Source organism: Herbidospora cretacea, assembly GCF_001570605.1.
GTDB classification, from domain to species: Bacteria; Actinomycetota; Actinomycetes; order Streptosporangiales; family Streptosporangiaceae; genus Herbidospora; species Herbidospora cretacea.
In genome coordinates, this window is sequence record NZ_BBXG01000003.1 from 110,845 (window position 1) to 134,265 (window position 23,421).

Annotated in this window: 28 protein-coding genes; 13 read left to right on the top strand and 15 right to left on the bottom strand. The window is 72.3% G+C overall.

Annotation, left to right across the window (positions count from 1 at the left end; genetic code table 11):
* The first annotated feature begins 29 nt into the window (after positions 1-29).
* The 4 genes from AW270_RS06395 to AW270_RS06410 all read left to right on the top strand — a co-directional run bounded on the left by AW270_RS06395 (position 30) and on the right by AW270_RS06410 (position 2,621).
* Entirely contained in the window at positions 30-683 is a 654-nt protein-coding gene (locus AW270_RS06395) for a response regulator transcription factor (RefSeq protein ID WP_061291676.1), read from the top strand.
* Positions 684-688: 5 nt separating this feature from the next.
* On the top strand, positions 689-1,795 hold the full coding sequence (locus tag AW270_RS06400; RefSeq protein WP_082801387.1) for an ATP-binding protein: 1,107 nt from the start codon (positions 689-691) through the stop codon (positions 1,793-1,795).
* Positions 1,796-1,879: 84 nt separating this feature from the next.
* A complete protein-coding gene (locus AW270_RS06405) occupies positions 1,880-2,242 on the top strand; it encodes an SSI family serine proteinase inhibitor (protein WP_061291680.1) in 363 nt (120 codons plus the stop codon).
* A gap of 22 nt (positions 2,243-2,264) precedes the next feature.
* Positions 2,265-2,621: a VOC family protein gene (locus tag AW270_RS06410; RefSeq protein ID WP_061291682.1), complete on the top strand. Its 357-nt coding sequence runs from the start codon at positions 2,265-2,267 to the stop codon at positions 2,619-2,621.
* Here the strand turns inward: AW270_RS06410 and AW270_RS06415 are convergent.
* The 3 genes from AW270_RS06415 to AW270_RS06425 form a co-directional block, all read right to left on the bottom strand.
* Entirely contained in the window at positions 2,603-3,298 is a 696-nt protein-coding gene (locus AW270_RS06415; RefSeq protein WP_061291684.1) for a helix-turn-helix transcriptional regulator, read from the bottom strand. The two genes, AW270_RS06410 and AW270_RS06415, sit on opposite strands and share 19 nt — an antisense overlap.
* A 72-nt stretch (positions 3,299-3,370) precedes the next feature.
* A complete protein-coding gene (locus AW270_RS06420) occupies positions 3,371-4,288 on the bottom strand; it encodes an alpha/beta hydrolase (RefSeq protein WP_061291686.1) in 918 nt (305 codons plus the stop codon).
* A gap of 13 nt (positions 4,289-4,301) precedes the next feature.
* Positions 4,302-4,517, bottom strand: a complete 216-nt coding sequence (locus tag AW270_RS06425) for a hypothetical protein (protein ID WP_061291688.1) — start codon at positions 4,515-4,517, stop codon at positions 4,302-4,304.
* A 149-nt stretch (positions 4,518-4,666) separates the two neighbouring features.
* On the opposite strand from AW270_RS06425, the gene AW270_RS06430 reads away from it, so the two are divergent.
* From AW270_RS06430 to AW270_RS06440, 3 genes are read left to right on the top strand one after another with little or no spacing between them, the layout of a single operon-like run.
* A complete protein-coding gene (locus AW270_RS06430) occupies positions 4,667-5,800 on the top strand; it encodes a sensor histidine kinase (RefSeq protein WP_157521736.1) in 1,134 nt (377 codons plus the stop codon).
* Positions 5,797-6,912, top strand: a complete 1,116-nt coding sequence (locus AW270_RS06435; RefSeq protein ID WP_157521737.1) for a hypothetical protein — start codon at positions 5,797-5,799, stop codon at positions 6,910-6,912. Before AW270_RS06430 ends, AW270_RS06435 begins: the two co-directional genes overlap by 4 nt.
* Positions 6,882-7,595, top strand: a complete 714-nt coding sequence (locus AW270_RS06440) for a response regulator transcription factor (RefSeq protein ID WP_061291694.1) — start codon at positions 6,882-6,884, stop codon at positions 7,593-7,595. The genes AW270_RS06435 and AW270_RS06440 overlap by 31 nt, the downstream gene beginning before the upstream one ends.
* Before the next feature lie 41 nt (positions 7,596-7,636).
* Here AW270_RS06440 and AW270_RS06445 read toward each other — a convergent pair whose 3' ends face one another.
* The 3 genes from AW270_RS06445 to AW270_RS06455 are packed head-to-tail and all read right to left on the bottom strand — an operon-like array spanning position 7,637 to position 9,776.
* Positions 7,637-8,689, bottom strand: a complete 1,053-nt coding sequence (locus tag AW270_RS06445) for a Gfo/Idh/MocA family protein (RefSeq protein ID WP_061291696.1) — start codon at positions 8,687-8,689, stop codon at positions 7,637-7,639.
* The gene (locus tag AW270_RS06450) at positions 8,674-9,333 is read right to left on the bottom strand and encodes a ThuA domain-containing protein (protein ID WP_061291698.1); all 660 of its coding nucleotides are present in this window, start codon (positions 9,331-9,333) and stop codon (positions 8,674-8,676) included. Before AW270_RS06450 ends, AW270_RS06445 begins: the two co-directional genes overlap by 16 nt.
* A gap of 8 nt (positions 9,334-9,341) precedes the next feature.
* Positions 9,342-9,776 carry an Rrf2 family transcriptional regulator gene (locus AW270_RS06455; protein ID WP_061291700.1) on the bottom strand — a complete coding sequence of 145 codons (435 nt, stop codon included), beginning with the start codon at positions 9,774-9,776 and terminating at the stop codon, positions 9,342-9,344.
* A 71-nt stretch (positions 9,777-9,847) separates the two neighbouring features.
* On the opposite strand from AW270_RS06455, the gene AW270_RS06460 reads away from it, so the two are divergent.
* Positions 9,848-10,591 carry an SDR family NAD(P)-dependent oxidoreductase gene (locus tag AW270_RS06460; protein WP_061291701.1) on the top strand — a complete coding sequence of 248 codons (744 nt, stop codon included), beginning with the start codon at positions 9,848-9,850 and terminating at the stop codon, positions 10,589-10,591.
* A gap of 23 nt (positions 10,592-10,614) precedes the next feature.
* Positions 10,615-11,289, top strand: coding sequence for a DUF6518 family protein (locus AW270_RS37540; protein ID WP_061291703.1), 675 nt, complete (start codon positions 10,615-10,617; stop codon positions 11,287-11,289).
* Here AW270_RS37540 and AW270_RS06470 read toward each other — a convergent pair.
* Positions 11,258-13,006, bottom strand: coding sequence for an ABC transporter ATP-binding protein (locus AW270_RS06470; RefSeq protein WP_061291705.1), 1,749 nt, complete (start codon positions 13,004-13,006; stop codon positions 11,258-11,260). The two genes, AW270_RS37540 and AW270_RS06470, sit on opposite strands and share 32 nt — an antisense overlap.
* Before the next feature lie 52 nt (positions 13,007-13,058).
* Between AW270_RS06470 and AW270_RS06475 the strand changes: the two genes are divergently transcribed.
* Genes AW270_RS06475 through AW270_RS06485 form a run of 3 tightly spaced genes read left to right on the top strand, consistent with a single transcriptional unit; the run spans position 13,059 to position 14,551 of the window.
* A complete protein-coding gene (locus AW270_RS06475) occupies positions 13,059-13,469 on the top strand; it encodes a MarR family winged helix-turn-helix transcriptional regulator (RefSeq protein WP_245674589.1) in 411 nt (136 codons plus the stop codon).
* 34 nt (positions 13,470-13,503) lie between these two features.
* Entirely contained in the window at positions 13,504-13,872 is a 369-nt protein-coding gene (locus AW270_RS06480; protein ID WP_061291709.1) for an MmcQ/YjbR family DNA-binding protein, read from the top strand.
* Positions 13,873-13,888: 16 nt separating this feature from the next.
* Positions 13,889-14,551, top strand: a complete 663-nt coding sequence (locus AW270_RS06485; RefSeq protein WP_061291711.1) for a hypothetical protein — start codon at positions 13,889-13,891, stop codon at positions 14,549-14,551.
* 64 nt (positions 14,552-14,615) lie between these two features.
* Here the strand turns inward: AW270_RS06485 and AW270_RS06490 are convergent, their stop codons facing one another.
* The 8 genes from AW270_RS06490 to AW270_RS39440 all read right to left on the bottom strand — a co-directional run bounded on the left by AW270_RS06490 (position 14,616) and on the right by AW270_RS39440 (position 22,084).
* Positions 14,616-14,885: an HPr family phosphocarrier protein gene (locus tag AW270_RS06490; protein ID WP_061291713.1), complete on the bottom strand. Its 270-nt coding sequence runs from the start codon at positions 14,883-14,885 to the stop codon at positions 14,616-14,618.
* Positions 14,885-15,910, bottom strand: a complete 1,026-nt coding sequence (locus AW270_RS06495) for a zinc-dependent dehydrogenase (protein ID WP_061291715.1) — start codon at positions 15,908-15,910, stop codon at positions 14,885-14,887. The genes AW270_RS06490 and AW270_RS06495 overlap by 1 nt, the downstream gene beginning before the upstream one ends.
* Positions 15,907-16,344 carry a PTS mannitol transporter subunit IIA gene (locus tag AW270_RS06500; RefSeq protein WP_061291717.1) on the bottom strand — a complete coding sequence of 146 codons (438 nt, stop codon included), beginning with the start codon at positions 16,342-16,344 and terminating at the stop codon, positions 15,907-15,909. The genes AW270_RS06495 and AW270_RS06500 overlap by 4 nt, the downstream gene beginning before the upstream one ends.
* Positions 16,337-16,648, bottom strand: a complete 312-nt coding sequence (locus tag AW270_RS06505) for a PTS sugar transporter subunit IIBC family protein (RefSeq protein ID WP_061291719.1) — start codon at positions 16,646-16,648, stop codon at positions 16,337-16,339. The genes AW270_RS06500 and AW270_RS06505 overlap by 8 nt, the downstream gene beginning before the upstream one ends.
* Before the next feature lie 5 nt (positions 16,649-16,653).
* Positions 16,654-17,751, bottom strand: coding sequence for a mannitol-specific PTS transporter subunit IIC (gene mtlA / locus AW270_RS06510; protein WP_061291721.1), 1,098 nt, complete (start codon positions 17,749-17,751; stop codon positions 16,654-16,656).
* Positions 17,752-17,807: 56 nt separating this feature from the next.
* Positions 17,808-18,746 (bottom strand): 1-phosphofructokinase, encoded by a 939-nt coding sequence (gene pfkB, locus AW270_RS06515; protein ID WP_061291723.1) that lies wholly within the window; start codon positions 18,744-18,746, stop codon positions 17,808-17,810.
* Positions 18,743-19,504 carry a DeoR/GlpR family DNA-binding transcription regulator gene (locus tag AW270_RS06520; protein WP_061291724.1) on the bottom strand — a complete coding sequence of 254 codons (762 nt, stop codon included), beginning with the start codon at positions 19,502-19,504 and terminating at the stop codon, positions 18,743-18,745. Before AW270_RS06520 ends, pfkB begins: the two co-directional genes overlap by 4 nt.
* 93 nt (positions 19,505-19,597) lie before the next feature.
* Entirely contained in the window at positions 19,598-22,084 is a 2,487-nt protein-coding gene (locus AW270_RS39440) for an ABC transporter substrate-binding protein (RefSeq protein WP_061291726.1), read from the bottom strand.
* 204 nt (positions 22,085-22,288) lie between these two features.
* Between AW270_RS39440 and AW270_RS06530 the strand changes: the two genes are divergently transcribed.
* Positions 22,289-23,416, top strand: a complete 1,128-nt coding sequence (locus AW270_RS06530) for an ROK family transcriptional regulator (protein WP_218009113.1) — start codon at positions 22,289-22,291, stop codon at positions 23,414-23,416.
* Positions 23,417-23,421 lie beyond the last annotated feature (5 nt).

The following is a 23,421-nucleotide window of genomic DNA, read 5'->3' on the forward strand; positions in this document are numbered from 1 at the left end:
TTTACCCCCCGACCGGCAGGATGCGGACCATGCGGGTGCTGGTGGCCGAGGACGAGAAGGTGCTGGCCCGGGTCGTGGCGGCCGGGCTGAGGCGAGAGACGATGGCGGTGGACGTCGTGCACGACGGCGACGCCGCCCTGGAACGCGCGATGACCCACGACTACGACGTCATCGTGCTCGACCGCGACCTGCCGGCGGTGCACGGCGACGACGTGTGCCGCCGCCTGGTCGCGCAGCGGATCCCGGCGCGGATCATCATGCTGACCGCGGCCGGGGACCTGCGGTCGAAGGTCGAGGGCCTGTCGATCGGCGCGGACGACTACCTGCCCAAGCCCTTCGACTTCCCCGAACTGGTCGCCCGGCTCCGGGCGCTGGCCCGCCGGGCGCCGCTGGCCCACCCGCCGGTGCTGGCACGGGCCGGGGTGACCCTCGACCCGGCCCGCCGCGAGGTGTTCCGCGACGGGCGCTACGTCGGGCTCAGCCCGAAGGAGTTCGCCGTGCTGGAGATCCTGCTGCGGGCCGGCGGGACGGTGGTCAGCGCCGAGGACCTGCTGGAGAAGGCCTGGGACGAGAACGCCAACTACTTCACCAACTCGGTGCGGGTGACCGTGATGACCCTGCGCAGGAAACTCGGCGACCCGCCGGTCATCGAGACGATCACCGGCGCCGGGTACCGCCTGTGAACCGCATGCCGGTCAGGTGGCGGCTCACCCTGGTCTACGGGAGCCTGTTCTTCGCGGCGGCGCTGGCCCTCGTGCTGATCAACTACTTCGTGGTCAGCAGCCGCCTCAGCGAGCGGCTGCTGATCCGGCTCCCGCCCGAGCTGCCGTCGCCCTCCGGCGAGAAGCGGCAGTTGTTCTTCGGCGTCTTCAACAAGCAGATCGACGACTACCACTCGACGGTGCTGAGCTCCCTGGTCCAGTGGTCGCTGCTGGCCACCGTGCTCGTCGGCCTCGTCGCGCTGGCGGTCGGGTGGTATGTGGCCCGGCGCGCCCTCGACCCGCTCCAGCGCGTCACCGAGACGGCCCGCCGCCTGTCCACCGACACGCTGCACCGGCGCATCTCCATGGCCGGGCCGAACGACGAGATCAAGGACCTGGCCGACACCTTCGACTCCATGCTGGAACGCCTCGACAACGCCTTCGACGGCCAGCGCCGGTTCGTCGCCAACGCCTCCCACGAGCTGCGCACCCCGCTGGCCATCAACCGCGCGCTGCTCCAGGTCTCCATGTCGGACGGGGCGATCCCCGAGTCGCTCCGGCCGGTCCGCGACGAGCTGCTGGCCTCCAACTCCCGGCAGGAGCGCCTCATCGAGGGCCTGCTGACCCTGGCCCTGAGCGAGCGCGACCTGACGGGCAAGGAGCCCGGCGACCTCGCCGACCTCGCCGAACCCTCCCTGCTCGCCCACGGCCTCGCGCTGCCCCGGCGGCTGCCCGCCCCGGTGGTGGGCGACGGGGTCCTGCTGGAGCGCATGATCCGCAACCTGGTCGACAACGCGGTCGCCTACAACGACCAGCGCGCACAGGTGACCGTCCGGACGGGCAGCGCCGCCGGCCACTCCTACGTGACCGTCGAGAACACCGGCCGCGAGATCGCCCCCGCCCAGGCGGCCCGCCTGTTCGACCCCTTCATCCGCCTCGACGCCGACCGCACGGGCTCGGCGGGCGGCGCGGGCCTGGGACTGTCCATCGTCCGCGCCATCGCCCGCGCCCACGGCGGCACGGCGGAGGCCCGCCCGCGCGAGGGCGGCGGCCTGCTCGTGACGATCCGCCTGCCGGCCGCTCTGCCCGGCTGACCGGGACACGGCTCACGGCGCGCGTGACTCCATGATCATTAGCGGCTACTGTCCGTAGTGATCAAGGAATCAGAAGGAGATCACGTGCGCACCGTCCTCGCCGCCGCCCTCGTCATGCTCACCGCCACGCCCGCCGCCGCCGAGACGCCGTCGGCGTTCGTGCTGGCCAGGAGCGTCGACGGTCAGACGCAGGTGACCACCACGCTGGTCTGCGACGGCGCCGGGAGCACCCATCCGCGCGCCGCCGAGGCGTGTGCGGAGCTGCGCCGGGCCGGCGGCCGTTTCGAGGCGCTCAACGTCAAACCCGACGCCATCTGCACCAAGGAGTATCTGCCGCACACGGCCATCGCGCTCGGCGCCTGGCAGGGCCGGCTCGTCGTCTGGCGGAAGACCTTCGGCAACCGCTGCGTGATGTCCGGCGCCACCGGAAGCGTCTTCGATTTCTAGAAGCGGTTCCTAGGATGGCCGGATGGAACTCGATCTGTTCGCCGGGATCCCGGTCTCCGACTTCGCGGCGGCCGTCGACTGGTACGAGAGACTGCTCGGCGGCGCGCCCACCTTCTTCCCGAACGATCGGGAGGCCGTCTGGGAACTGGCCGGGCACCGCTACCTCTACATCGAACTCCTCCCGGCGCGCGCCGGTCACTCGATGGCCACGATCTTCACCGGCGACCTCGACACCCTGGTCGACGGCATCACCGCCCGGGGGCTGGAACCGGCCCAGCGCGAGACCTACGACAACGGCGTCCGCAAGGTGACCTACCGCGACCCCGACGGCAACGAGATCGGCTTCGGCGGCGCCCCGGATCAGCTCAGCACGGGCTGACGCAGGACGCCGGCCTCTGAGGTGAAGGTGGCCGGGTGGCGGGCCGGGGCGCGTTCGCCCGTGGGTTCGGCGCCGGCGATGCGGTCGAGGCGGAACACCCGGACGGCCTCGCGTAAGCGGCACCAGCCGACCAGATACCACTCGCCGCGGCGGTTGCCGACGAACACGCCCGGTTCGACCTCGCGCTCGGTCGGCACGCCCTTGGCGTCGGCGTAGCCGATCCGGAGCACCCCGCCCGCCAGGACGGCCTTGTCGATGACGCTCGCGATCGGGTCGGCGGGACGGTCGTCGTCGCGGAGGAGCTGGACCCGGTCGGCCAGCGCCTTGGCGCGCTCGCCCTCGCCGTCGGGCATCGCCGCCATCACCTTGCGCAGGGCGCTCCTGGCCTGCTCGGCGAACGGCGACTCCTCGTGGCTGAGGGCGACCGCGATGGCGACCGCCTCCTCCGGGGTGAAGTTGAGCGGGGGAAGCGACAGGCGGGTGTCGAGCACGTAGCCGCCGCGGCGGCCGAACTCGGCGTAGATGGGGACGTGGGCCTCCTGGAGCGCGGCCACGTCGCGCTCGATGGTGCGCACGCTGACCTCGAACCTCTCGGCCAGCTCCCGGGCAGACCGGGGCCGGGGCGAGGCGGCCCGCAGTTCCTCGACGAGGGCGTAAAGCCGATCCGTACGGTTCACACGCGGCAGCCTAGATACGGCCACCGACATTTTCGGCTCAGCGGCCGTGCGCCATGGGAAGCACCCGGAGGTTCAGGCGAAGCCGCGTCTGAGTGCCTCGATCTGCTCGGCGGTCGACCGTCGCCCGATCGGGGTGTCCGGGTAGGCGCCGGCGAAGCCGTGGACGGCGCCGGGCCACAGGTGGAACTCGACCGGCACCCCGGCCGCCGCCAGGCGCAGCGCGTAGTGGGCGTCCTCGTCGCGGAAGAGCTCCAGGTCGCCGACGTCGACGTAGGCCGGGGGCAGGCCGGACAGGTCGGCGGCGCGGGCGGGGGCGGCGTAGACGGGCACGTCGGCGAGGTCGCCCAGGTAGGCATTCCAGGCCCAGCGGTTGTTGGCGCGCGGCCAGAGGGACTCGGCGTGCTGGGTCTTCGAGGGGGTGTCGTCGCGGTCGTCGAGCATCGGGCACAGCAGCATCTGCAGCCGCAGCGCCGGGCCGCCCCGGTCGCGGGCCATCAGGGCGCATCCCGCCGCGAGGCCGCCGCCCGCCGAGTTCCCGCCGATGGCCAGCCGCCCGGCGTCCACCCCGAGGAAGGCGGCGTTGTCGGCGGTCCACACCAGGCCCCGGTAGGCGTCGTCCAGGGGGATCGGATAGGGGTGCTCCGGCGCCAGCCGGTAGTCGACCGACACCACGGCGCAGCCGAGGGCCTCGACCCAGCGGGAGACCCGGGCGTCGTCCATCTCGGGCAGCCCGAACACCATGCCGCCGCCGTGGATCCAGTAGAGGCAGGGGAGCGGTCCGTCGCCCGCGCCGGCCGGGCGGTAGACGCGCAGCCGCAGGCCGTCGGCGTCGACGTCGGTCACCTTGGTCCCGGGCCCCGGCGGCAGGCAGGTGGCCGCCCTGGCGCGGCGGATCTCGTCCAGATCGGCGCTGCTCAGGTCGTAAGGGGCCACGGGGGTCGCTTCGAGCGCGGCGCGCAGGTCGGGGTCCAGATGGGGATGAAGCGTCATGGACTCATGCGTATCAGGCCAGGTAGGAGCGCGCCACCCGGGAGGCCGTCTCGTCGTCGATCTTCTTGGCCAGGCCCAGGAACAGCCGGACGATGCTGGCGATCAGGCTGACCAGGGCGGGCAGGTCGCCGCGGTTCACCCGGTCGTCGAACTGGATCGCGATCCCCGGATCCGTGACGCGCGCCGAGGTGATCGTCGAGCGGATCTCGCTCTCCGTCGCGTACTGCATTGCCCGTCCCCTCCACCGTGACGATTACCGTCTCAATTAGACCGGGTTACAGACGCGTACCTATGACGGCCATTCGACCGACAGCCGGACAAACGGCTCTACACTCGCAGGGCGCGGTCATGATCCAGCCTTGCTGAGTGGGGCCTCTGATGGCATTGGGTGTTCGGCTCGACGCGGGTGGGCGCATGCCCGCGACCGCCGCGCTCGACCGGGTGACCGCCCGCTGCGCGGCCGTGATGCGCGGGGTCGCCGGGGTCGTGGCCGCCGCCGCCGCGCTGCTGGCGCTCGCCCCGCCGGTCGAGGCCGGGGTGCTGGTCCCGGTCGTGGCCGGGCTGCTGTGCTGGAGCGTCTTCTTCCTCTGGGCGGGCTGGACCCGCGGCCTGCTGCCGCAGGTGGTCGTCTTCGAGGTGCTCATCACCTCCGCGCTGTGCGTCTTCCAGAGGGACCTGGTCGCGGGCACGCTCATCGGCGACAGCGCGAGCTGGGTCGGCGGGCTGGTCACCATGACGATCGTGGTGATCAACCTGACCTGGCGGGCCGGTCCGGCCGTCCCGGCCGGGCTCGTGGTGGTCGCCGCGCACCTGATCGGTTCCGGCGCGTTCGCGGTGGCCGGGATCCACGTGCTCCAGGTGGTGGCGACGGCCCTGCTGATGAGCCTGCTCAGGAAGGGCGCGGCCGACGCCGACGCCGAACTGGCCGCCGCCCGCGACGCCGAGGAGAAGGCCACCGTCGAACGCGAGCGCCGCCGGGACGAACGCGCCCAGAACAGCCGCATGCACGGCAGCGTGCTGGCCACCCTCATGATGATCGGCGCGGGCGGCATCGGCGCGACCTCGCCCATGCTGCGCGAGACCGCCGCGCGCCACCTGGCCGACCTCGACCGCATGTCCGAGGGCGGCGGCACCGGCCCCGACCACGTGCCGCTGCACGACCGGCTGGCCGCCGGGGCCGCCCGGTCGGGCCTGGTCGTCCACACCCGGCTGGTGCCGGTGTCGGTGCCGTGGGAGGTCGGCGAGGCGTTCCTCGAAGCGGTCGCCGAGGCGCTCGCGAACGTCCTGCGCCACGCCAACGTGACCACCGCGACCGTCACGCTGACCGAGGACGACGGCCTGGTCGCCGTCGAGGTCCGCGACCGGGGGATGGGCTTCGACGTGGCGGGCGTGCCCGACCACCGCTACGGCCTGCGGGTGTCGATCCTGGCCCGCATGGAGATGGTCGGCGGCCGGGGCGTGGTCGAGTCGGGCCCGCAGGGCACCCGGGTCACCCTGAGGTGGACGCGGTGACCGCAACCGAGACGAGTGTCCGCCGCAACTACAGCCTGGGCGCCCGCCGCGCCGCCGTGTCGGTCGTCGCCCTCTGGCACTTCGGCTTCGACCTGGTCAGCACGGTCGGCCTGTGGGACTCCTACCGCTACCCGTGGCTGGCCGGGCTCGCCTGGGTCCTCTACACCGTGATCGGCGCGGTCGCCGCCGTCGCCCTTCTGAGCGAATCGTCGCTCCGATTCAACGTCTGGCCCTACGCGGCCGGGGCGCTGGCCGTGTCGGCGATGGTGATGGCCGCGTGCCAGCCGGGCGACGTCGTGAACGCCGCAAACTGGGCCTGGGGGTCGGTCGGCTGGCTGGCCATGATCCTGTTCTGGCCGCGCCCGACCTGGCTGCGCGACCTGAGCCTCTTCCTGCTGGCCAACGTGGTCGTCACGCTGGGCGGGCTGGCCGTCGCCGGGGCGTTCGACCCGCTGTCGCTGAGCAAGTTCCTCGTCGTCAGCGTCGGCGCGATCACCCTGCAGGCGGGCGCGAGCGCCGGTGGCCACGCCCTCGACCTGGCCGCCCGGTGGGCGGTGGAGAACTCCAACCGCACCGCCCGCGCCGAGGCCGACCGCAAGGCCGCCGACCAGGTCCACGCCGACCGCCTGGCCCGCTACGCCGAGGTGCGCTCGGCCGTCGCGCCGGTGCTGAACCTGCTGGCCGACGGCGCCGATCCGGCCAATCCCGACGTCCGCCACGAGAGCGCGGTCGGCGCGGCCCGGCTGCGCCGCCTGATCGCCGAGACCGACGACGCCCCCGACCCGCTGCTGCACACCCTGCGGGCCTGCGCGTTCGACGTCGAGCGCCGGGGCGTCGTGGTGCTGTTCCTGACCGCCGGGACGGTGCCGCCGCTGCCCCTCGACGTGCGCCGGGCGCTCACCGAGTCGCCCATCGAGGGCATGGCGCGGGCCCGCCGCCAGGCCAGGGTCACCCTCGTCGCGACCCCGCGCGAGGTCATCGTCAGCGTGCTCACCGACGCGCCGTCGCTGCTCGCGCCGGGGGCCGTCCGGGCCGACAACGTCGCCACCCGCGTCGAAGCCGAGAACGGAGGGACACAACTGTGGATCGAGAGCCGCTGGACCGCCCCGTGACCCTGGCGGTGGTGGAGGACACGCCGGTCGTGCTGGAGGGCATCCGGTCGTGGGTCGCCGCCGACCCCGGGAACCGCGTGGAGATCGTGGCCAGCGGGAACACCGTCGACTCGGTCCTCGACGGCGCCGGCGCGCACGCCGACGTGCTGCTGCTCGACCTGGAGCTCGACAACGGCGTCAACTCGCTGCCGCGCATCCCCGAGCTGGTCGCGGCCGGGCGCCGGGTGGTCGTCTACTCGGTGCACGAGGACGACGCGACCGTGATGGCGGTGCTCCAGGCCGGGGCCTCGACCTTCATCGCCAAGAACGAGACCAAGGAACACTGCGTCGACACGATCGTGGCCGTCGCCCGCGACCGGCCCTACGTGCCGCCGGTCATGGCCGGGGCGCTGGTGGCGGCCGACGGGCAGACGTCCCGGCCGATGCTGTCGGGCCGGGAGCGCGAGGCGCTGCTGCTGTGGTTCCAGGGCATGAACAAGCAGTCGGTCGCGCTCCGGATGGGCATCTCCGAGGCGACCGTGAAGCAGTACATCGAACGCGCCCGGGTGAAGTACGCCAGCACCGGCAGGGCCGCCCCGACGAAGACGACCCTGCTGGCCCGCGCGATCCAAGACGGCCTGATCACGGCGGACGACATCATCGAATACCAGTCACTGGCCGCCGAGGGTCATGTGAGGGACTGAAGCGAGCCGCGGACGGCCGCGGCTCGCGCCGTGAATCTGCCCTAAAGAAGGGGCACCGGGTCGGGTCTGTCGCAGGTGCTCCTCACCGTCTCCGCCTGCCCGGTGACGGCCGACCGGAGGAGCGACTCCATCACGTCCAGGACGTGCAGGGCCAGCTCCCCGGAGGCGCGCGGGCGGGGGGCGGTGACCAGGTCGTACACGCCGATGCCGCGGCCGGTGTCCCGGTAACCTGCCGCGACCGGCAGCGTCTCCCACGCCCCGCCGACGCGGTGGACGAGCGCGTCGCCGTCGAAGCGGTTCGGGTCGGGCACGACGAGCGTGCCGAGGTCGCCGTGGACCTCGATGTTGGGCGCCCGGCTCGTCGCGCCGTCGAACGACATGATCAGCGTGGACAGCGCGCCGGAGGCGTGCGTGAGCACCCCGGTGACGTGGGTGTCGGTGGTGACGGGGATCCGCTCGCCGGCTCGGTAGCCGCTGCCGATCACCCGCTCCTGGCGGGTGCGGCTGCTCGCCCCGATCGCCGAGACGACCGGGCCGAGGAGCGTCACCAGGGCCGTCACGTAATAGGGACCCATGTCCAGTAGCGGCCCGCCGCCGGGCACGTAGTAGAAGTCGGGGTCGGGGTGCCACGGTTCGGGACCTGAGGTGATCATGGTGGCCACGGCGGCGGCCGGGCGGCCGATGAGGCCCGCGTCGAGGTGGTGACGGGCGGTCTGGAAGCCGGTGCCGAGCACGGTGTCGGGGGCGCAGCCCAGCTTGACCGCGCGCGCCGCCTCGACGACCGTCGCAGCCTCGGCGAGCGTCGCGGCCAGCGGTTTCTCGCCGTAGACGTCCTTCCCGGCGGCGATGGCGCGCAGCGCGACCTCGGTGTGCGCGGCCGGGACGGTCAGGTTGAGCACCAGGTCGCAGGCGTCGATGAGGTCGTCGACGGCCATCGCGCGGGCGCCGGTCTCGGCGGCGGTGGCCTGGGCGCGGGCCGGGTCGAGGTCCGCGACGGCGTGCAGGACCAGGCCCGGAAGGGTCCGCAGGGTGGTCGTGTACTGGATCGACACCTTCCCGCAGCCGATCATCCCGATCTTCACCGGCTCGCCCATGCCATCCCCCTCTCGACGATGGTGCGGACGCTGCCGTTCCGGAGGGTGTCGAGGTCATGGCCGGGCGTGGCGACGAAGACGCGGCCCCGGCCCCATTCGCGGACCCACACGGCGGGGACCGTGACCGGCCGGTTCCACGGCCCCTGGGCGACGTGGGTGGTGGTGGCGAGAACGGTGCTGTACGGGTCGGTCAGCACCCAGTACTGCTCGGTGACCAGGTCGAAGTCGGCGATGCCCGCGGTGATCGGGTGGTCGTCGCCGGTGATCTCGATCCGGTGGGGGACGAAGGTCTCCCCGCCGATCTCGGGATGGCAGGCGAACTGCCCGCCGGTCAGGTGGAGGTAGTCGGGGTCGGAGCGGAAGGCGTCGACGATGCCGCCGTGCCACCCGGCTAACCCGGTGCCCGCCGCGACCGCCGAGGTCAGGCCGGCGCTCTGCTCGCGGGTGATGTCGCCCATCGTGAAGCACTGGACGACGAGGTCGGTCGCGGCCATCAGGCCGGGGTCCTCGTAGGCGGCGGGGGAGTCGGCGATCGTGACGGTGAATCCCTGACCGGACAGGTAGGGGAGGAAGAGATCGGTGGCGGCCTCGGGCTGGTGACCTTCCCAGCCGCCTCGGACGACAAGCGCGCGACGAGATTTCACGGTGCGAATTATCCGTTTTTGCTGCCCCTTATGTCATTAAGGAGATCGGCGATCGTGGTGGCGGCCAGTTGGGCCCGCAGACGCTCCTCGACCCCGGCGTAGACCTCGCCGAGCGCGGGCCGGATGCCCGACCCCACCGGGCAGCCCAGGTTGGGCGGGGTGGCGTGCATCGCGAACAGGGGCCCGTCCTCGACCGCGCGGTAGACGTCGAGGAGGGTCACCTCGGCGGGCTCCCGGGTCAGCCGCCAGCCCGCGCCCGCGCCCCGTCTGGCCTCCACCAGCCCGGCGGCGCGCAGCTCGCCCAGGTAGCGGCGGATCACGACGGGGTTGGTCTGGACGCTCTCGGCGATGCGGTCGGAGGTCGCGACCCGGCCGCTCTCCTGGTCCATGGCCATCCAGGTCAGGACGTGTGCGGCGATGGTCAGCCTGCTGTTCGCGCTCATTTGACGCCAGTGTAACAGGCATGGTTACATCGCTGTCGTAACCAGATCGGTTACGACAAGGGAGGCGGATCATGGGAACGTTCGACGGCAAGGTGGCCGTGGTCACCGGCGGCACCAGCGGGATCGGCCTGGCCACCGCGCGGCGGCTCGCCGACGACGGGGCGCGGGTCTACGTCATGGGTCGCCGCGAGGCGGAACTGAAGCAGGCCGTGGACGAGATCGGCCACGGCGCGGTGGGGGTGCGCGGCGACGTGGCCGACCTCGCCGACCTCGACCGGCTCTTCGCCGCGGTCGAGGAGCACGGCGTCGACGTGCTGTTCGCCAACGCGGGCGGCGGCGAGTTCACCCGCCTGGAGGACGTGACCGAGAAGCACTTCGACCAGACCTTCGACGCCAACGTGAAGGGCACCCTCTTCACCGTCCAGAAGGCGCTGCCCCACCTCAACGAGGGCGCCTCGGTGATCCTCACCGGCTCCACCGCGGCCGGCTCGGGCGCCGAGGCCTTCGGGGTGTACGCCGCGTCCAAGGCGGCCATCCGCTCCTTCGCCCGGACCTGGGCCAACGAGCTCAAGGGCCGGGGCGTCCGGGTCAACGCAATCGTCCCCGGCCCCATCGCCACCCCCGGCATCGACGGCCTTGCCGCCGACGAGGCCGGGGCCGCGCAGCTGAAGGGCTACCTGACGGAGTCGGTCCCGATCGGGCGGATGGGGCGGCCCGAGGAGGTCGCCGGGGCGGTCGCGTTCCTGGCGTCGGACCAGAGCAGCTTCATCACCGGCTCGGAGCTCTATGTGGACGGGGGCCTCAACCAGATCTGAATCCGCCGATACAGTGCCGGACCATGAACGGATGGCGGGCGGTGCCGATCGCCCTGGCGGCGGGGCTCGCCGCAGGGATTTTGACCAACCTGGCCCAGGGGTGGCTGCCGGGGGCGTGGAACCAGATCGCCAACTCGGGGGCCGTGTGGTCGGTGGTGGCGTTCGTCGCCGGAGCGGTGGTCGCGGGCGGTCCGCCGCGCGGCTTCACCTCCTACGGGCCAGGTCCGCGAGGGGTGGAGCTCCTCGGCATGGCCCCGCCGGAGCATTCGGCCTTCCCCCGCGCGCTGCTGGCCGGGCTCGCCGCCGAGATCGGGCTCGTCGTGGGCTACTACGGCTACGCCGAGTTCGGCCGCGACGGGATGGGGGACTTCTTCTGGCCGCTCGTCTGGGTGGTCATCGCGTGCGTGGCCGGGCCGGTGTTCGGGGTCGCGGGGCTGTGGTGGCGGCGCGGGGTGGCCCGGTGGCAGCGGGTGGCCGGGCTGGCCGCCCTGTCGGGGGTCTTCGGGATGGAGGCCGCCCACTACGCGTTCGGCCTGGGCTACGCCCCGCAGGCCTGGGCCTGCCTGGCGGTGTTCCTGCTGGTCCCGCTGCTGGCCAACGCCGTGAGGGAGATCTTCTGGACGCTGCTGGCGGCGGTGCCGTTCGCGGTCGCCGCCTATGTGGTGATCACCCTGCCGCTTCGGCTGCTGTCAGGGTGAGCTCGTCGCGGTTGACCAGGGCGGCGTAGTGGCCGCCCAGGGCGATCAGCTCGTCGTGGGTGCCGCGCTCCACGATCCGGCCCCTGTCCAGCACGATGATCTGGTCGGCGTCGCGGACGGTGGAGAGCCGGTGGGCGATCGTCAGGGTGGTGCGGCCTTCGGCCAGTTCGTCGAGGGCCTCCTGGACGGCCCGCTCGGTCTGGGTGTCGAGGGCGCTGGTGGCCTCGTCGAGGATCAGCACCGGCGGGTTGCGCAGCAGGGTCCGGGCGATGGCCAGGCGCTGCTTCTCGCCGCCGGAGAAGCGGTAGCCGCGCTCGCCGACCAGGGTGTCGTAGCCCTCGGGCAGCGACATGAGGTGGTCGTGGATGCGGGCGGCCCTTGCTGCGGCGTGCAACTCCTCTTCGGTCGCGTCGGGCTTGGCGAAGCGCAGGTTGTCGGCGACCGAGGCGTGGAAGAGGTAGGTCTCCTGGGAGACCACGCCGACCGTCTCGGCCAGTGACTCGAAGGTCAGCTCCCTGACGTCGACGCCGTCGATGGTGATCCGGCCGCCGCCGACGTCGTAGAGGCGGGGGAGCAGGTAGCTGAGGGTGGTCTTGCCCGACCCGGTCTCGCCCACGATGGCCAGCCGGCTGCCCGGCGGGACCTCGATGTCGATGCCGGTGAGGGTGGGGGTGTCGCCGTACGAGAAGTCGACCTGCTCGAACCGCACGTCGCCCTTGACCCGGTCGAGCGCGCGGTCGCCGGGGTGGATGTCGACCTTGAGGTCGAGGTATTCGAAGATCCGCCCGAACAGCGACATCGAGCTCTGCACCTCGACCCCCAGTTGCAAGAGCTGCACCGACGGCCGGAACATCGACGTCTGGAGCGTGGTGAAGGCCACCAGCGTGCCGACCGAGACGGCCCCCGTCCAGCCGACCGCCCAGTAGATCACCGCAGGCATGGCCGCCATCACGATCTGGATCGACGACTGCCGCCACCGCCCCGCCATCGACGACCGCACCTCTAGGTCGGCGAGGTCGTCGGAGGACGCGGCGAACCGGTCGGTGAGCGCGCCGGTGCGCCCCATCGTCCGCCCCAGCAGGATCCCGCTGATCGACAGCGACTCCTGCACCATCGAGGCCATCGACGCCATGGTGACCTGGCGCTGCGTGGTGATCCGCCGCCGCTCCTTGCCGACCTTGCGGCTGATCCACACGAACAGCGGCAGCAGCGCCAGGGAGATCAGCGTGAGCCGCCAGTCGAGCGCCAGCATGGCCGCGATGGTGGCGATCACCGAGGTCAGGTAGGAGATGAACGAGGTCGCGGTGGTCGTCACGACGGCCTGCATGGCCCCGATGTCGTTGGCGATGCGCGACTGGACCTCACCGGTCTTGGTGCGGGTGAAGAACGCCAGCGACATCCGCTGGAGGTGGTTGTAGACGGACTTGCGCAGGTCGTGCATGACCCGCTGGCCGACCGTGGTCGAGATGAACGTCTGCAGCACGTCGAACACGCTGGTCACGACGGCGATCACGATCATGCCCAGGGCCAGCATCGACAGCAGCCGCGCGTCGCGGGCGGGCAGGGCGACGTCGAGGATCTCCCGCAGCAGGAACGGCGAGGCCAGCGACACCACCGACGACAGCACGATCAGGGCCCCGACCGCGCCCAGCATGCGGCGGTAGGGCCGGAACAGACGGATGACGCGCCGCAACGGCGCCCGGGGTTCATTGTCCATGATGTACACTCAAACGGAGGTTACCTCACATTCATTCCACGAGGCGAGTGCTGTGTCCGACGGAGAACTCTTCGAGCTGGTCCACCGCGTCGACCACCGCATCCGGCGGGGCTTCCGCGAGCGCCTCGAACCCCTGGGCGTCAACCCCGGCCAGTCCCGCGCCCTGCGCGCGCTCATCGCGGCCGGCGAACCCCTGCGGATGACCCGCCTGGCCGAGCTCCTGGGCATCGTCCCTCGCTCCCTCACCTCGGTCGTCGACGCCCTGGAGGCGTCCGGCCTGGTCGCGCGTTCCGTCGACCCCTCCAACCGGCGCTCCACGCTGGTCTCGGTCACCCCGGAGGGGCTGGCCGTCCACGAGAGGGCCCGGGTGGCGCGGCGGGAGGCCGCCGCGGAGGTCTTCTCGGTTCTTTCGGACGAACAGCGCGAACAGTTGGCCTCCCTGCTCGGTCTTCTCGACGGATGAGAAATGTCGGTGGGGTCTGGTAGGTCTTGGGGCCATGGCGGTGAGCGTGGACGAGTTCCTCAAGATGCTGGACCATCTGCCCGAGACGAAACAGGGCTTCGGCGGCGAGTGGGTCTCCATCAAGGTGCGCAACAAGGGCTTCGGCTACCTGTGGGAGCGCACCTCGACGGTCGGCCTCAAGACCACCCTCGAAGAGCAGGCGGCCCTGGTGGGCGAGCGGCCCGAGGTGTTCGAGATACAGTTCACCACCGAGTCGACGGGGTGGGTGGTGGTCCACCTCGACCTGATCGAGGCCGACGAACTGTTCGAGCTCGTGACCGACGCCTGGTGCATGACCGCGCCGAAGTCCCTGGTCGACGCCCACGAGATCGTGCCGTGGCCCGTCCTCTATCCCTCTCACTGACCGAGGAGTTCCATCTGTGACCGCCGCCTGGGATACCGCGCTGACGCACGCCTTCGGGCAGCTGCTCGGCCGGCCGCTCGCCGACTTCGCCCCCGCCGCGACCTACGGCGCGTTCTACGGCGGCAACTGGCTCTACGAGACCGAGCTGCACCACCATCCCGGGTGGGTGCGCCGCGAGGCCCTCTCCGGCCAGGAGACGGTCAGCCACCCCGAGGTGCTGATCCTGCTCGACGGCTACGCGCCCCTGGTCTTCGACGCGAGCCGCTCCCTCTTCGAGGTCGACCCCGCCGACTTCGACGAGGGCCTGGTCGCCTCGGTCTCGGTGTTCGCCAAGCCCGGCATCGTGCGCGGCGCCGACCTGGCCGTGCTGCTCGACAAGCACCCCGGCGAGCCGGGCTGGACGCTCTGGCAGGCGTGCATCGCCTCCGACGGCAGCCTTCTGGGGGCGCTCATGGCGGCCACCGCCATCGGCGACTCCCCGGCGACCCTGATCCCGCCGTCCGCCGAGCCCAGTGAGCAGGCGGCGCTGGCCCACCTGGAGGCCTTCTCCGACCGGCGGTCCGACGACCTGGCCTACTGCCCCCAGCCGGGGAACGACGCGGTCATCGCGATGTGGGAGGGCGCGGTCGACCAATACGAGATCACGGTGTGGAACCTCGACCAGCTGGCCGCCCGCTAGGGCGAACCGGCGGACAATGGGGAAAGACGGCCGGGCACCCCCCGAATGGGCGCCCGGCCGTTTCCTACTCCGCGTCGAGGTCCCGCTCCAGCAGTTCCACCAGGGTCGACAGGGCCGCGTCGGCGCCCTCGCCCTCGGCCGAGAGTGTCACCTCGGTCCCGTGGGTCGCGCCCAGGGACAGCACGCCCAGCATGCTGTCGGCCCTGACCGCCTTGCCGTCGCCGACGCGGATCTTCACCGGCACCCCGGTCCCGGCCGCGGCCTGGACGAAGAGTTTGGCGGGGCGGGCGTGCAGGCCGGTCGCGGCGGCCACGGCTACTGTTCTCTCCGGCATCACGGCTCCACGGTGACTTTGATGGCTTCGCCGCGCATCACGATGTCGATGCCCTCAAGGACGTCGGTGAGCGGCACGCGGTGGGTGATCAGGTCGGCCACCGGGACCGCGCCCGTGGCGATGAGTTCGAGGGCCTGCTTGTTGTGGGCGGGGCTCGAACCGTTCGCGCCGACGATGGTCAGTTCCCGGTAGTGGACGAGGTTCGAGTCGAGCCTGATGATCGGGTTGTCCTTCGGCAGGCCGCCGAAGAAGCTGATCCGGCCCTGCCGGGCGACCATGCCGAGCGCCTGCTCCTGGGCGACGCCCGAGGCGGCGGCGGTGATCACCACGTCGGCGCCGCGGTCCTCGGTCAGCTTCAGCACCGCCTCGGTCACGTCGTCGCCGTGCAGGGCGGCGTCGGGGTTGACCAGGACGGCCGCCATCTCCAGGCGGTCGGGGTTCAGGTCGGCCAGGATGACCCTCCTGGCTCCCCGGGCGCGGGCCAGGCGCACATGCAGGCAGCCGATCGGGCCCGAGCCGATCACGACCACGTCGTCGCCGGGGCCGACCCGGGCCAGCTCCTGGCCGTTCAGCACGCAGGCCAGCGGCTCGGCGACGGACGCCTCGGCGAAGCCGACGCCCTCGGGGATGCGGTTGACGCCGTCGACGGCCAGGACCTTCGCCGGGACGACCATGTACTCGGCGAAGCCGCCGTCGTAGTGGTAGCCCATCGACTCCTGGTTCGGGCAGACCGTCATCCGGCCCCGCCGGCACTCCCCGCACTCGCCGCACGGGATGGCGGCGATGATCTGCACCCTCTCTCCGGGCTCGAACGAGCCGGTCCCGGTCACGACCTCTCCGGCGATCTCGTGGCCCATGACGCGGGGCGGCCGGATGTGGTGGTGCCCGAACTTCAGGATCTTGGCGTCGGTGCCGCAGGTGGAGCAGTTGCGCACCCGGATCAGGAGTTCGCCCGGACCCGCCACCGGCTCCGGGGCGTCTTCGACCCTGATGTCGCCGGGCGCGTGGAAACGCGCGACCTTCATGCTGTTCCCTCCATGAGAAGCCTTCGGACCTCCGCCTCGTCGGCCGTCTCGCGCAGAGCCGCGGCCGCGTCGGGGTCCATGAGAATGTCGGCCAGCTCGGCCAGCAGGCGGACGTGGCCGTCGCCCTTGGCGGCGATGCCGACGCACAGTTTGACCAGGTCGCCGTCCCAGTCGACGCCGCCGGGGAAGCGCAGCACGCACACCGCGTCGCGGTGCACGACCTCCTTGGCCCGCACCGTGCCGTGGGGGATCGCGACGCCCTCCCCCACGTAGGTGGAGAGCGTGCGCTCGCGCTCCAGCATCGCCGCGACGTACGGCTCGGCCGCCGCCCCGACCGCCACGAGCGTCTCGCCGCACTGGCGGATCGCGTCGTCGCGGTCCTTCGCCACGCAGTCGAGCCTGATCGCGCGCGGGTCGAGCGGGATGTCAGCCACCGACCACGCCGCCGTTCTTGATCGCGTTGACCAGCTTGGTCACCGCCGGGTCGCCGATGAAGACCTGGAACGGGATCAGGACCGCCCCCTCCGGCGTCGTCTTCCGCGCGCGGGCCGCCAGGCCCTGGTGGGTGACGACCACGTCGGCGTCGGCCGGGATCTGGTCGACCGGCGAGTGGACGACCTCGATCCCGTTGCCCTTGAGCTGCTTGCGGAGCGTGGAGGCCAGCATCACGCTGCTGCCCATGCCCGCGTCGCAGGCGATGACGATCTTCTTGACTGCCGCGCTCTCGATGCCGGCCATGAGCCTCACGCCTCCTGCGGAGTGGTGGATGTCTCTTCTTCCTGGGTCTCCTCCTTCTCGCCCCGGCCGAAGCCGAGGAGCGCCGCGGCGACCACGAAGGTCACGCCGGTGGCGACGAGGATGCCCGCGAGTACGCCGAAGTAGCCGCCCGGAGGGGTAACGGCCAGGTAGGCGAAGATGCTGCCCGGAGCCGGTGAGGCCAGCAGCCCGGCGCCCGTCGCGATGAACACGAGGATGCCGGAGGCGCCACCCGCGATCATGGCGAGGATCAGGCGGGGCTTCATCAGCACGTACGGGAAGTAGATCTCGTGGATGCCGCCGAAGAACTGGATGATGATGGCCGCCGGGGCGCTCGGCCGCAGGGCGCGCGGGCCGAAGAAGAAGTAGGCCAGCAGCAGTCCCAGGCCCGGACCGGGGTTGGTCTCCAGCATGAACAGGATCGACTTGCCGGTCTCGGTGACGTCGGCCGCGCCCAGCGGCGTCAGCACGCCGTGGTTGATCGCGTTGTTCAGGAACAGCACCTTGGCCGGCTCGATGACGATCGAGGCCAGCGGCAGCACGTTGTTGGTGATCAGCCAGTTGGCGGCGTCGCCGGCCACTTCGGTGACCTTCTGGATGATCGGGCCGATGCCCCACACGCCCAGCAGCGCCACGGCGCCGCCGATGATGCCCGCCGAGAAGTTGTCGACGAGCATCTCGAAGCCGGCCCTGACGCGGTCGCGCACCGCGTCGTCGAACAGCTTCAGCAGGAACGCGGCCAGCGGGCCGATGATCATCGCGCCGAGGAACATCGGCACCTCGGCGCCGACCACGACGCCCATGGTGGCGACCGCGCCGACGACGGCGCCGCGCTGGCCGTGGACCATCCGGCCGCCGGTGTAACCGATCAGGACCGGCAGCAGCACCTTGATCATCGGGTCGACCAGGGCGGCGAACATCTCGTTCGGGATCCAGCCCGTCGGGATGAACAGCGCCGTGATCAGACCCCAGGCGATGAACGCGCCGATGTTCGGCATGATCATCCCGGCCAGATAGCCGCCGAATCGCTGAATGGTGGCCTTGACCCCGGTGCCTTCCACGGGCGGGGTGTAGTCGGTGGTCATGTGTGCTCCTTTCCGGGGAGCTCGGGGGGTGGAAAGGGTGAGACTGCGGGCCGCGATCAGCCCCCCGACAGCGGCCGGGTCGGATCGGGTTCACACACGGTCACCCGATCACGTCTGATGTCGCCGGGCCCCGGCATGCGGCTGCCGGGCAGCTGCACCGCCGCCGTCGCCCAGGCCAGCCCCTCGACGAGGGCCGCCCGCCCGCGCGCCCCGGCGGCGAGGAACCCGGCCAGTAACGCGTCGCCCGCCCCGACGGAGCTGCGGGGCTCCTCCGCCGCGCTCTCGCCGAACCAGACGGTCCCGTCGTCGACCAGCAGCGCGCCGTCACGCCCGAGGCTCGCCAGCACGGTCTCCGCGCCCATCGCGCGCAGATTCGCGGCGGCCTCCAGGGCGTCGCCGACCGTGTCGATCGGCGTGCCGGTCGCCTCGGCCAGCTCCTCGCGGTTGGGCTTGACCAGCCGGGGCCCGGCCTGCAGGGCGGCCAGCAGCGCCGGGCCGCTGGTGTCGATCGCCACGTTGATCCCGGCCTGCCGGAAGCGGCGGCAGAGGGTGGCGTACACGTCGGAGGGGACCTGGGGTGGCAGGCTGCCCGAGGCGACCACCCAGTCGGCGCTGTGCGCGGCGGCCAGGACGGCGTCGGCGATCTCGTCGAGCTCGGCCGGGCTGAGCGTGGCCCCGGGCTCGTTGACCTTGGTGACCGTGCCGTCGGGCTCGGCGAGGGTGATGTTGGAACGGGTGGCCCCGGCGACCGGGACCATGATCATGTCGATGCCCTCGACGTCGAGCAGCTCGATGAGCCGCCGGCCCTCCTCGCCGCCGTAGGGGACCACGGCGCACGAGCGCACGTGGTTGGCGAGCAGCGCCCGGGAGACGTTGACGCCCTTGCCGCCCGGGTCGAGGTGGGCGGCGGCGGCCCGGATGACCTCGCCGCGCCCCAGCGCGGGGATCTCCACGGTGCGGTCGAGGCTCGGGTTGAGGGTCAGGGTGAGGATCACGCGCGGACCACCTCCGGGCCGTGGAGCGCCAGGTCGGCGGCCAGCTGGGGGTCGAGGACGGTGTCGGTGACCACCACGTCGATCTCGGCCAGGGTGGCGAACCGGGCCAGGTAGGTGCCGGCGAACTTGGTGTGGTCGGCCAGCACGACGCTGCGCTGCGCGGAAGCGATCATGGCGCGCTTGATCGCGGCCTCGGCCGGGTCGGGCGTGGTCAGCCCCTTGGCGACGGAGATCCCGTTGGTGCCCATGAACGCCACGTCGACGTGGATGTCGGCCAGCGGGCGCAGGGCCCAGTCGTCGACGGTGGCGAGGGTCCGGCCGCGGACCCGGCCGCCGATCATGATGACGTTCAGGTTGGCCCGCGCGGCCAGGATCGTGGCCAGCGGCGGCGAGTTGACGATCACCGTCAGCTCGCGGTCGGCGGGCAGCTCCTGGGCGAGCCGGTGGGTGGTCGAACCGGCGTCGATGATGATCGCGCCGTCCTGGGGGAGCTCGGCGACGGCGGCCTTGGCGATGCGTTCCTTCTCCGACGTCATGACCTCGTCGCGGGCCGCCAGGGCGGGCTCGAAGCCGAGCCGTTCGACGGGGATGGCGCCGCCGTGCACCCGCCGCAGCACCCCGGCCTTCTCGAGGGCGGTCAGGTCACGGCGCACGGTCTCGGTGGTGACGGCGAACTCCTCGGCCAGGGTCACCACGTCGACCCGACCGGCGGCGCGGGCCCGGCGCAGGATCTCCTGCTGTCGCTCCTCGGCGTACATGATGTTGGTTTCGTCCTTGGGTGTTTGTTGTTTTATCTGTGATTACACCCGTTTTGTGTGGACGGTCAAGAGGTCGAAACCAACCCGAAACACTCACCGGCGGTCGGGGCAGGCTCCCGCGCCGCATTCGAGCAGCACCCGGGTGACGCCGGTGACCGGGTCGACGCCGAGGATGTAGAGGGCCTTGCCGGGCGGGAACCGGCGGACCCGGTCGAGGGTGAGGTCGCCCGAGGCCCCGTTCACGCCCTCGACGCCGGAGCTGGCCAGCCAGCTGTAGACGTCGTTGGCGGGGAAGTCCTCGTCGGGGAAGTTGAGGGCGAAGGCCTCGTCGGTGGCCCGGGACGCCACCAGCACGGCGTCGTAGGCGCCCGCCGCGTCGCCGTTGGGCGGGTAGGCGGGCAGCCCTCGGCCGGTGAGGAAGCGGGTGAAGGCGGCGGCGAAGCGGTGCTGGGCCGACTGCCGCGTCGCCGAGGTGTCGAACCCCAGGTAGGAGAACTCCGCGAAGGGATAGCGCGAGGTCAGCGCGTCGGGGTCGTCGAGGAACCCGCTCGGCATGCTCTCGGTCAGGAAACCGATCCTGGTCCCGTCGTCCCGGACGCAGTCCTTCCGGTCGCCCATGGCGTCGAGCAGCTCCTGGAGGCGGCCGGACCGGCCGGCGTAGATCACGTGGCCGCCCGACTGGGCCACCCGCTCGCAGATGTTCTGGGCGGCGTCGCGCGCGCCGGGCCCCCGGCCGGTCTCCGCGTAGTCGACGCGGTAGGTGCGGGCTGCCCCGTAGCGGGCCTCCAGCTTGCGGGCCAGGTCCACGCTGAAGATCTCGTCGTCGGGGTGGGCCACCACGATCGCCTTGGGTTCGCGCCGCACGTCGCGGGCGTAGGCCGTCATGATCCGCGCGATCGGCTCGTTCGACGGCGACACCTGGAAGTAGCGCAGCGGGGCCGCCGGTCCCTCCACCATCGCGCTGCCCGTCACGGAGCTGCCGACCACCAGGATCTTCCCGTCGCTGAGCTCCGTCACGGCGGCGAGGGAGGCCGGGCGGCTCTGGGTGACGCCGACCACGGCGGAGACGCGGTCGCGCCCGGCCCGGTCGAGGATCGCCCTGGTGACCTCCGGCCCGTGGCCGAAGGCGTCGCCCGGGTTGGCGAGGAGGATCCGCAGCGCCATGTGGCGCGCGCCGGGGCGGGCGTTGAGCTCGGCCACCGCGAGCAGCGCCCCGCGCAGGCTCTGGACTCCGTTCAGCGTGGTGTTCCCCGAACCGTCGCGGACCGTGACCGGGGCGTAGAAGACCACGGCGCGGTGGGGCTTGCCCGGGTCCACGGCCCGGTTGACGGACGCCGCCACCGCCTCCAGCTCACGCAGCCGGTCACCCCCGGCGCCGGGCGGGGCCAGGCTGCACTCGATGCCGTCGGTGACCCCGACGATCTCGCCGCCCGCGACCGGACGGCACGGGCGCGGGCCCCGCGGGACCACGGTCACCAGCGCCGCGACCGTCGCCACCGCGATCCAGGGGGCGAGCGACCAGACGTAGTCGCGGCGGGCGGCCTTCCGGGCGGGCACCCGGAGGCTGGTGGCGATCCACCGCTCGGCCGCGCCGTCGTCGGCCTCCCCGGACAGCGGGGCGACGTACACGGCCGACTCCCGCTGGACCGAGCCCGCGTAGAGCGCCTCGACCCGGTCGGCGACGTGGCCGGGGCCGAGCCGGACCGCGACCGACGGCTCCTCGGCCGCGAGCGCGCCCAGCACCAGCACCGCGGACGGCTCGCCCGCGCCGACGAGGCGCGCGTAGTCGTCGAGGAACTGCTTGCACGGCGAGCCCGTGCCGCCGACGGCGTCGAGCAGCACGACGAACGACCACCGGCGGCGCCTCCGGTACACCCACAGCCGGGAGGGCCGGGCGGCCCGGTCGAGATCGCGCAGCAGCGCCGTCACCAGCACCTGCTGCACGGCCGCCTCGGCGGTCTCGGCCCCCCGCTCGGTGATCGCCGTCGCGACGTCGAGGAGCCGCCGGTCCTGTCTCCCCAGCATCCCGCCGACCCAGCGCAGCGACCGGTTCCGGGCCAGCCAGACGCCGTAGACCCAGCGGGGGAACGTCTCGGCCAGCACCAGGACGACCCCCGACAGGAAACCGACGAACGGCAGCTCGCCGGTCCTGGTGGCGACGGCGAGCGCCGTCCTCAGCCGGCGGCGGCGCTCCAGCAGCTTCGCGTAGAGCTCGTCCCGGACGATCGCGCGCCGGTCGCGCTGGCCGGGCCGGGCCTTGTCCAGCGACACCACGTCCTGGCACGTCTCCAGCAGGGGCAGCCGCAGCGTGCCCGCGCCCTCGGGCATCGAGTTCCGCAGCTTCTCGGCGATGACGGAGACCAGGCCGACCCTCGGCTCGGCGTCGGCGTCGCCCACGTGGGCGTGCGGCACGACCCGGCCGCCCATCGCCGTGGCGAGCTCGCCGATCAGCCGTCCGGCCGCCGGGCCGTCGAGCAGCACGGCGGGCCGGTCGCTGGGCCGGGTGGCGATGGCGGCGGTGAACTGGGCGAGCAGGTAGTGGACCCCGCGTGGGAGCGGGGCGTGGGGGCGGCCGGGCACGGGGGAGTCCCCTCGGGTCGGAGGCGTCACTGATTGGGGTGTGGTGAATACGGAGGGTATCGGCCGTCCCAACCTCGATGTCATGGGATTTCCGTATCTCCGGTAACGGTTCGGCGACGGTCCGTGATCGCTTTTCGATGTGAAGCCGCTGTGTCACGATCGAGGCGGCACGACTCGTATTTCGAAATCGGCGGCGGGGTGCCCGTGCACGAGACGCGTGACCTACTCGACCCGGAGACCAAGAGCGACAGCGTCCTCCAGGTCATCAGGGCCCTGATGTGCCGCTCCGGCCTGCGGACCGAGCTCGCGCGCCGCACCGGCCTGTCGATCGCGTCGGTCAGCACGGCGGTGAAGACCCTCCTGAGAGACGGCGTCGCCCAGGGCGGCAAGAAGGAACCGGTGGTCCTGCTGCCCGCGGCCGGGGTTGCCGTCGGGATACAGATCGGCACCCGCCGCGCGACGGTCTCCGCCCGGTTGCCTCACTGGCGCAGCGACCAGGCGCGGGTGAGCCGCCTCGATCTGGGCCTGCGCGACGGCGCGGGCTGGCTCGACGCGGCGGCGGACGCCGTCGCCGACCTCGTCGGCTCGATCGGCCGGGGGCCGGGCGACATCGCGACCATGGGCCTGGCGGTTCCGTGGGCGGTCGACCCGCGCGACCTGTCCCCCTCGCCGCCCGCGCCGTGGTTCGCCGCCCCCGACCTGCACCGGCACCTGGAGGCGCGATTCGGCCAGGTCAAGGTGGCCGTCGACACGGACGCCCGGCTGGGGGCCCTGCACGAGCAGACCTACCACCACCCGTACGAGACCCTGCTCTACGTCGAGGCCGCCGAGCACGTCCTCGGCGGGCTGGTCGTCGGGCCGAGGATGCTGCGCGGGGCCCTCGGCCGGGCCGGGGGCGTCGGCCACCACCCGGTCGAGCCGGGCGGTCTCGACTGCTGGTGTGGCGAGAGAGGCTGTTTGGAACGTTACATCAGCGTTCCCGCGGTGCTGGAGGGGATGTACGTCAGCGCCCGGGGCCGGGGAGAGGAGCCGCCCGCCTCCATCGGCGACCTCGTCGACCGGGCCGGCGGAGGGGACCCCGACTGCCTCTGGGCCCTCACCGTCGCCGCGAAGAGGCTGGTCCGCGCCCTGCGCGCGAGCTCGACGACCCTGGAGACGCAGGCCGTCGTCATCGGCGGCCCGCTCGCCCCGGGCCTGCGCCTGGTCGCCGGGACCTGCGAGGACGAACTCCGGCGCTCGACCTGGACGAGGCACCTGACGGTCCGGTTCGCCGAACGGGACGCCGCCGCCCACGGCGCCCTGATTCTCGGGCTCATCGGCCATCTCCGCTGAGTGTC

Coding starts and splice junctions, on each gene's coding strand:
- AW270_RS06395 (WP_061291676.1), top strand. CDS start 30: ATGCGGGTGCTGGTGGCCGAGGACGAGAAGGTGCTGGCCCGGGTCGTG.
- AW270_RS06400 (WP_082801387.1), top strand. CDS start 689: ATGCCGGTCAGGTGGCGGCTCACCCTGGTCTACGGGAGCCTGTTCTTC.
- AW270_RS06410 (WP_061291682.1), top strand. CDS start 2,265: ATGGAACTCGATCTGTTCGCCGGGATCCCGGTCTCCGACTTCGCGGCG.
- AW270_RS06420 (WP_061291686.1), bottom strand. CDS start 4,288: ATGACGCTTCATCCCCATCTGGACCCCGACCTGCGCGCCGCGCTCGAA.
- AW270_RS06425 (WP_061291688.1), bottom strand. CDS start 4,517: ATGCAGTACGCGACGGAGAGCGAGATCCGCTCGACGATCACCTCGGCG.
- AW270_RS06430 (WP_157521736.1), top strand. CDS start 4,667: ATGGCATTGGGTGTTCGGCTCGACGCGGGTGGGCGCATGCCCGCGACC.
- AW270_RS06445 (WP_061291696.1), bottom strand. CDS start 8,689: ATGGGCGAGCCGGTGAAGATCGGGATGATCGGCTGCGGGAAGGTGTCG.
- AW270_RS06455 (WP_061291700.1), bottom strand. CDS start 9,776: ATGAGCGCGAACAGCAGGCTGACCATCGCCGCACACGTCCTGACCTGG.
- AW270_RS06460 (WP_061291701.1), top strand. CDS start 9,848: ATGGGAACGTTCGACGGCAAGGTGGCCGTGGTCACCGGCGGCACCAGC.
- AW270_RS37540 (WP_061291703.1), top strand. CDS start 10,615: ATGAACGGATGGCGGGCGGTGCCGATCGCCCTGGCGGCGGGGCTCGCC.
- AW270_RS06470 (WP_061291705.1), bottom strand. CDS start 13,006: ATGGACAATGAACCCCGGGCGCCGTTGCGGCGCGTCATCCGTCTGTTC.
- AW270_RS06480 (WP_061291709.1), top strand. CDS start 13,504: ATGGCGGTGAGCGTGGACGAGTTCCTCAAGATGCTGGACCATCTGCCC.
- AW270_RS06490 (WP_061291713.1), bottom strand. CDS start 14,885: ATGCCGGAGAGAACAGTAGCCGTGGCCGCCGCGACCGGCCTGCACGCC.
- AW270_RS06495 (WP_061291715.1), bottom strand. CDS start 15,910: ATGAAGGTCGCGCGTTTCCACGCGCCCGGCGACATCAGGGTCGAAGAC.
- AW270_RS06505 (WP_061291719.1), bottom strand. CDS start 16,648: ATGGCCGGCATCGAGAGCGCGGCAGTCAAGAAGATCGTCATCGCCTGC.
- mtlA (WP_061291721.1), bottom strand. CDS start 17,751: ATGACCACCGACTACACCCCGCCCGTGGAAGGCACCGGGGTCAAGGCC.
- AW270_RS06520 (WP_061291724.1), bottom strand. CDS start 19,504: ATGTACGCCGAGGAGCGACAGCAGGAGATCCTGCGCCGGGCCCGCGCC.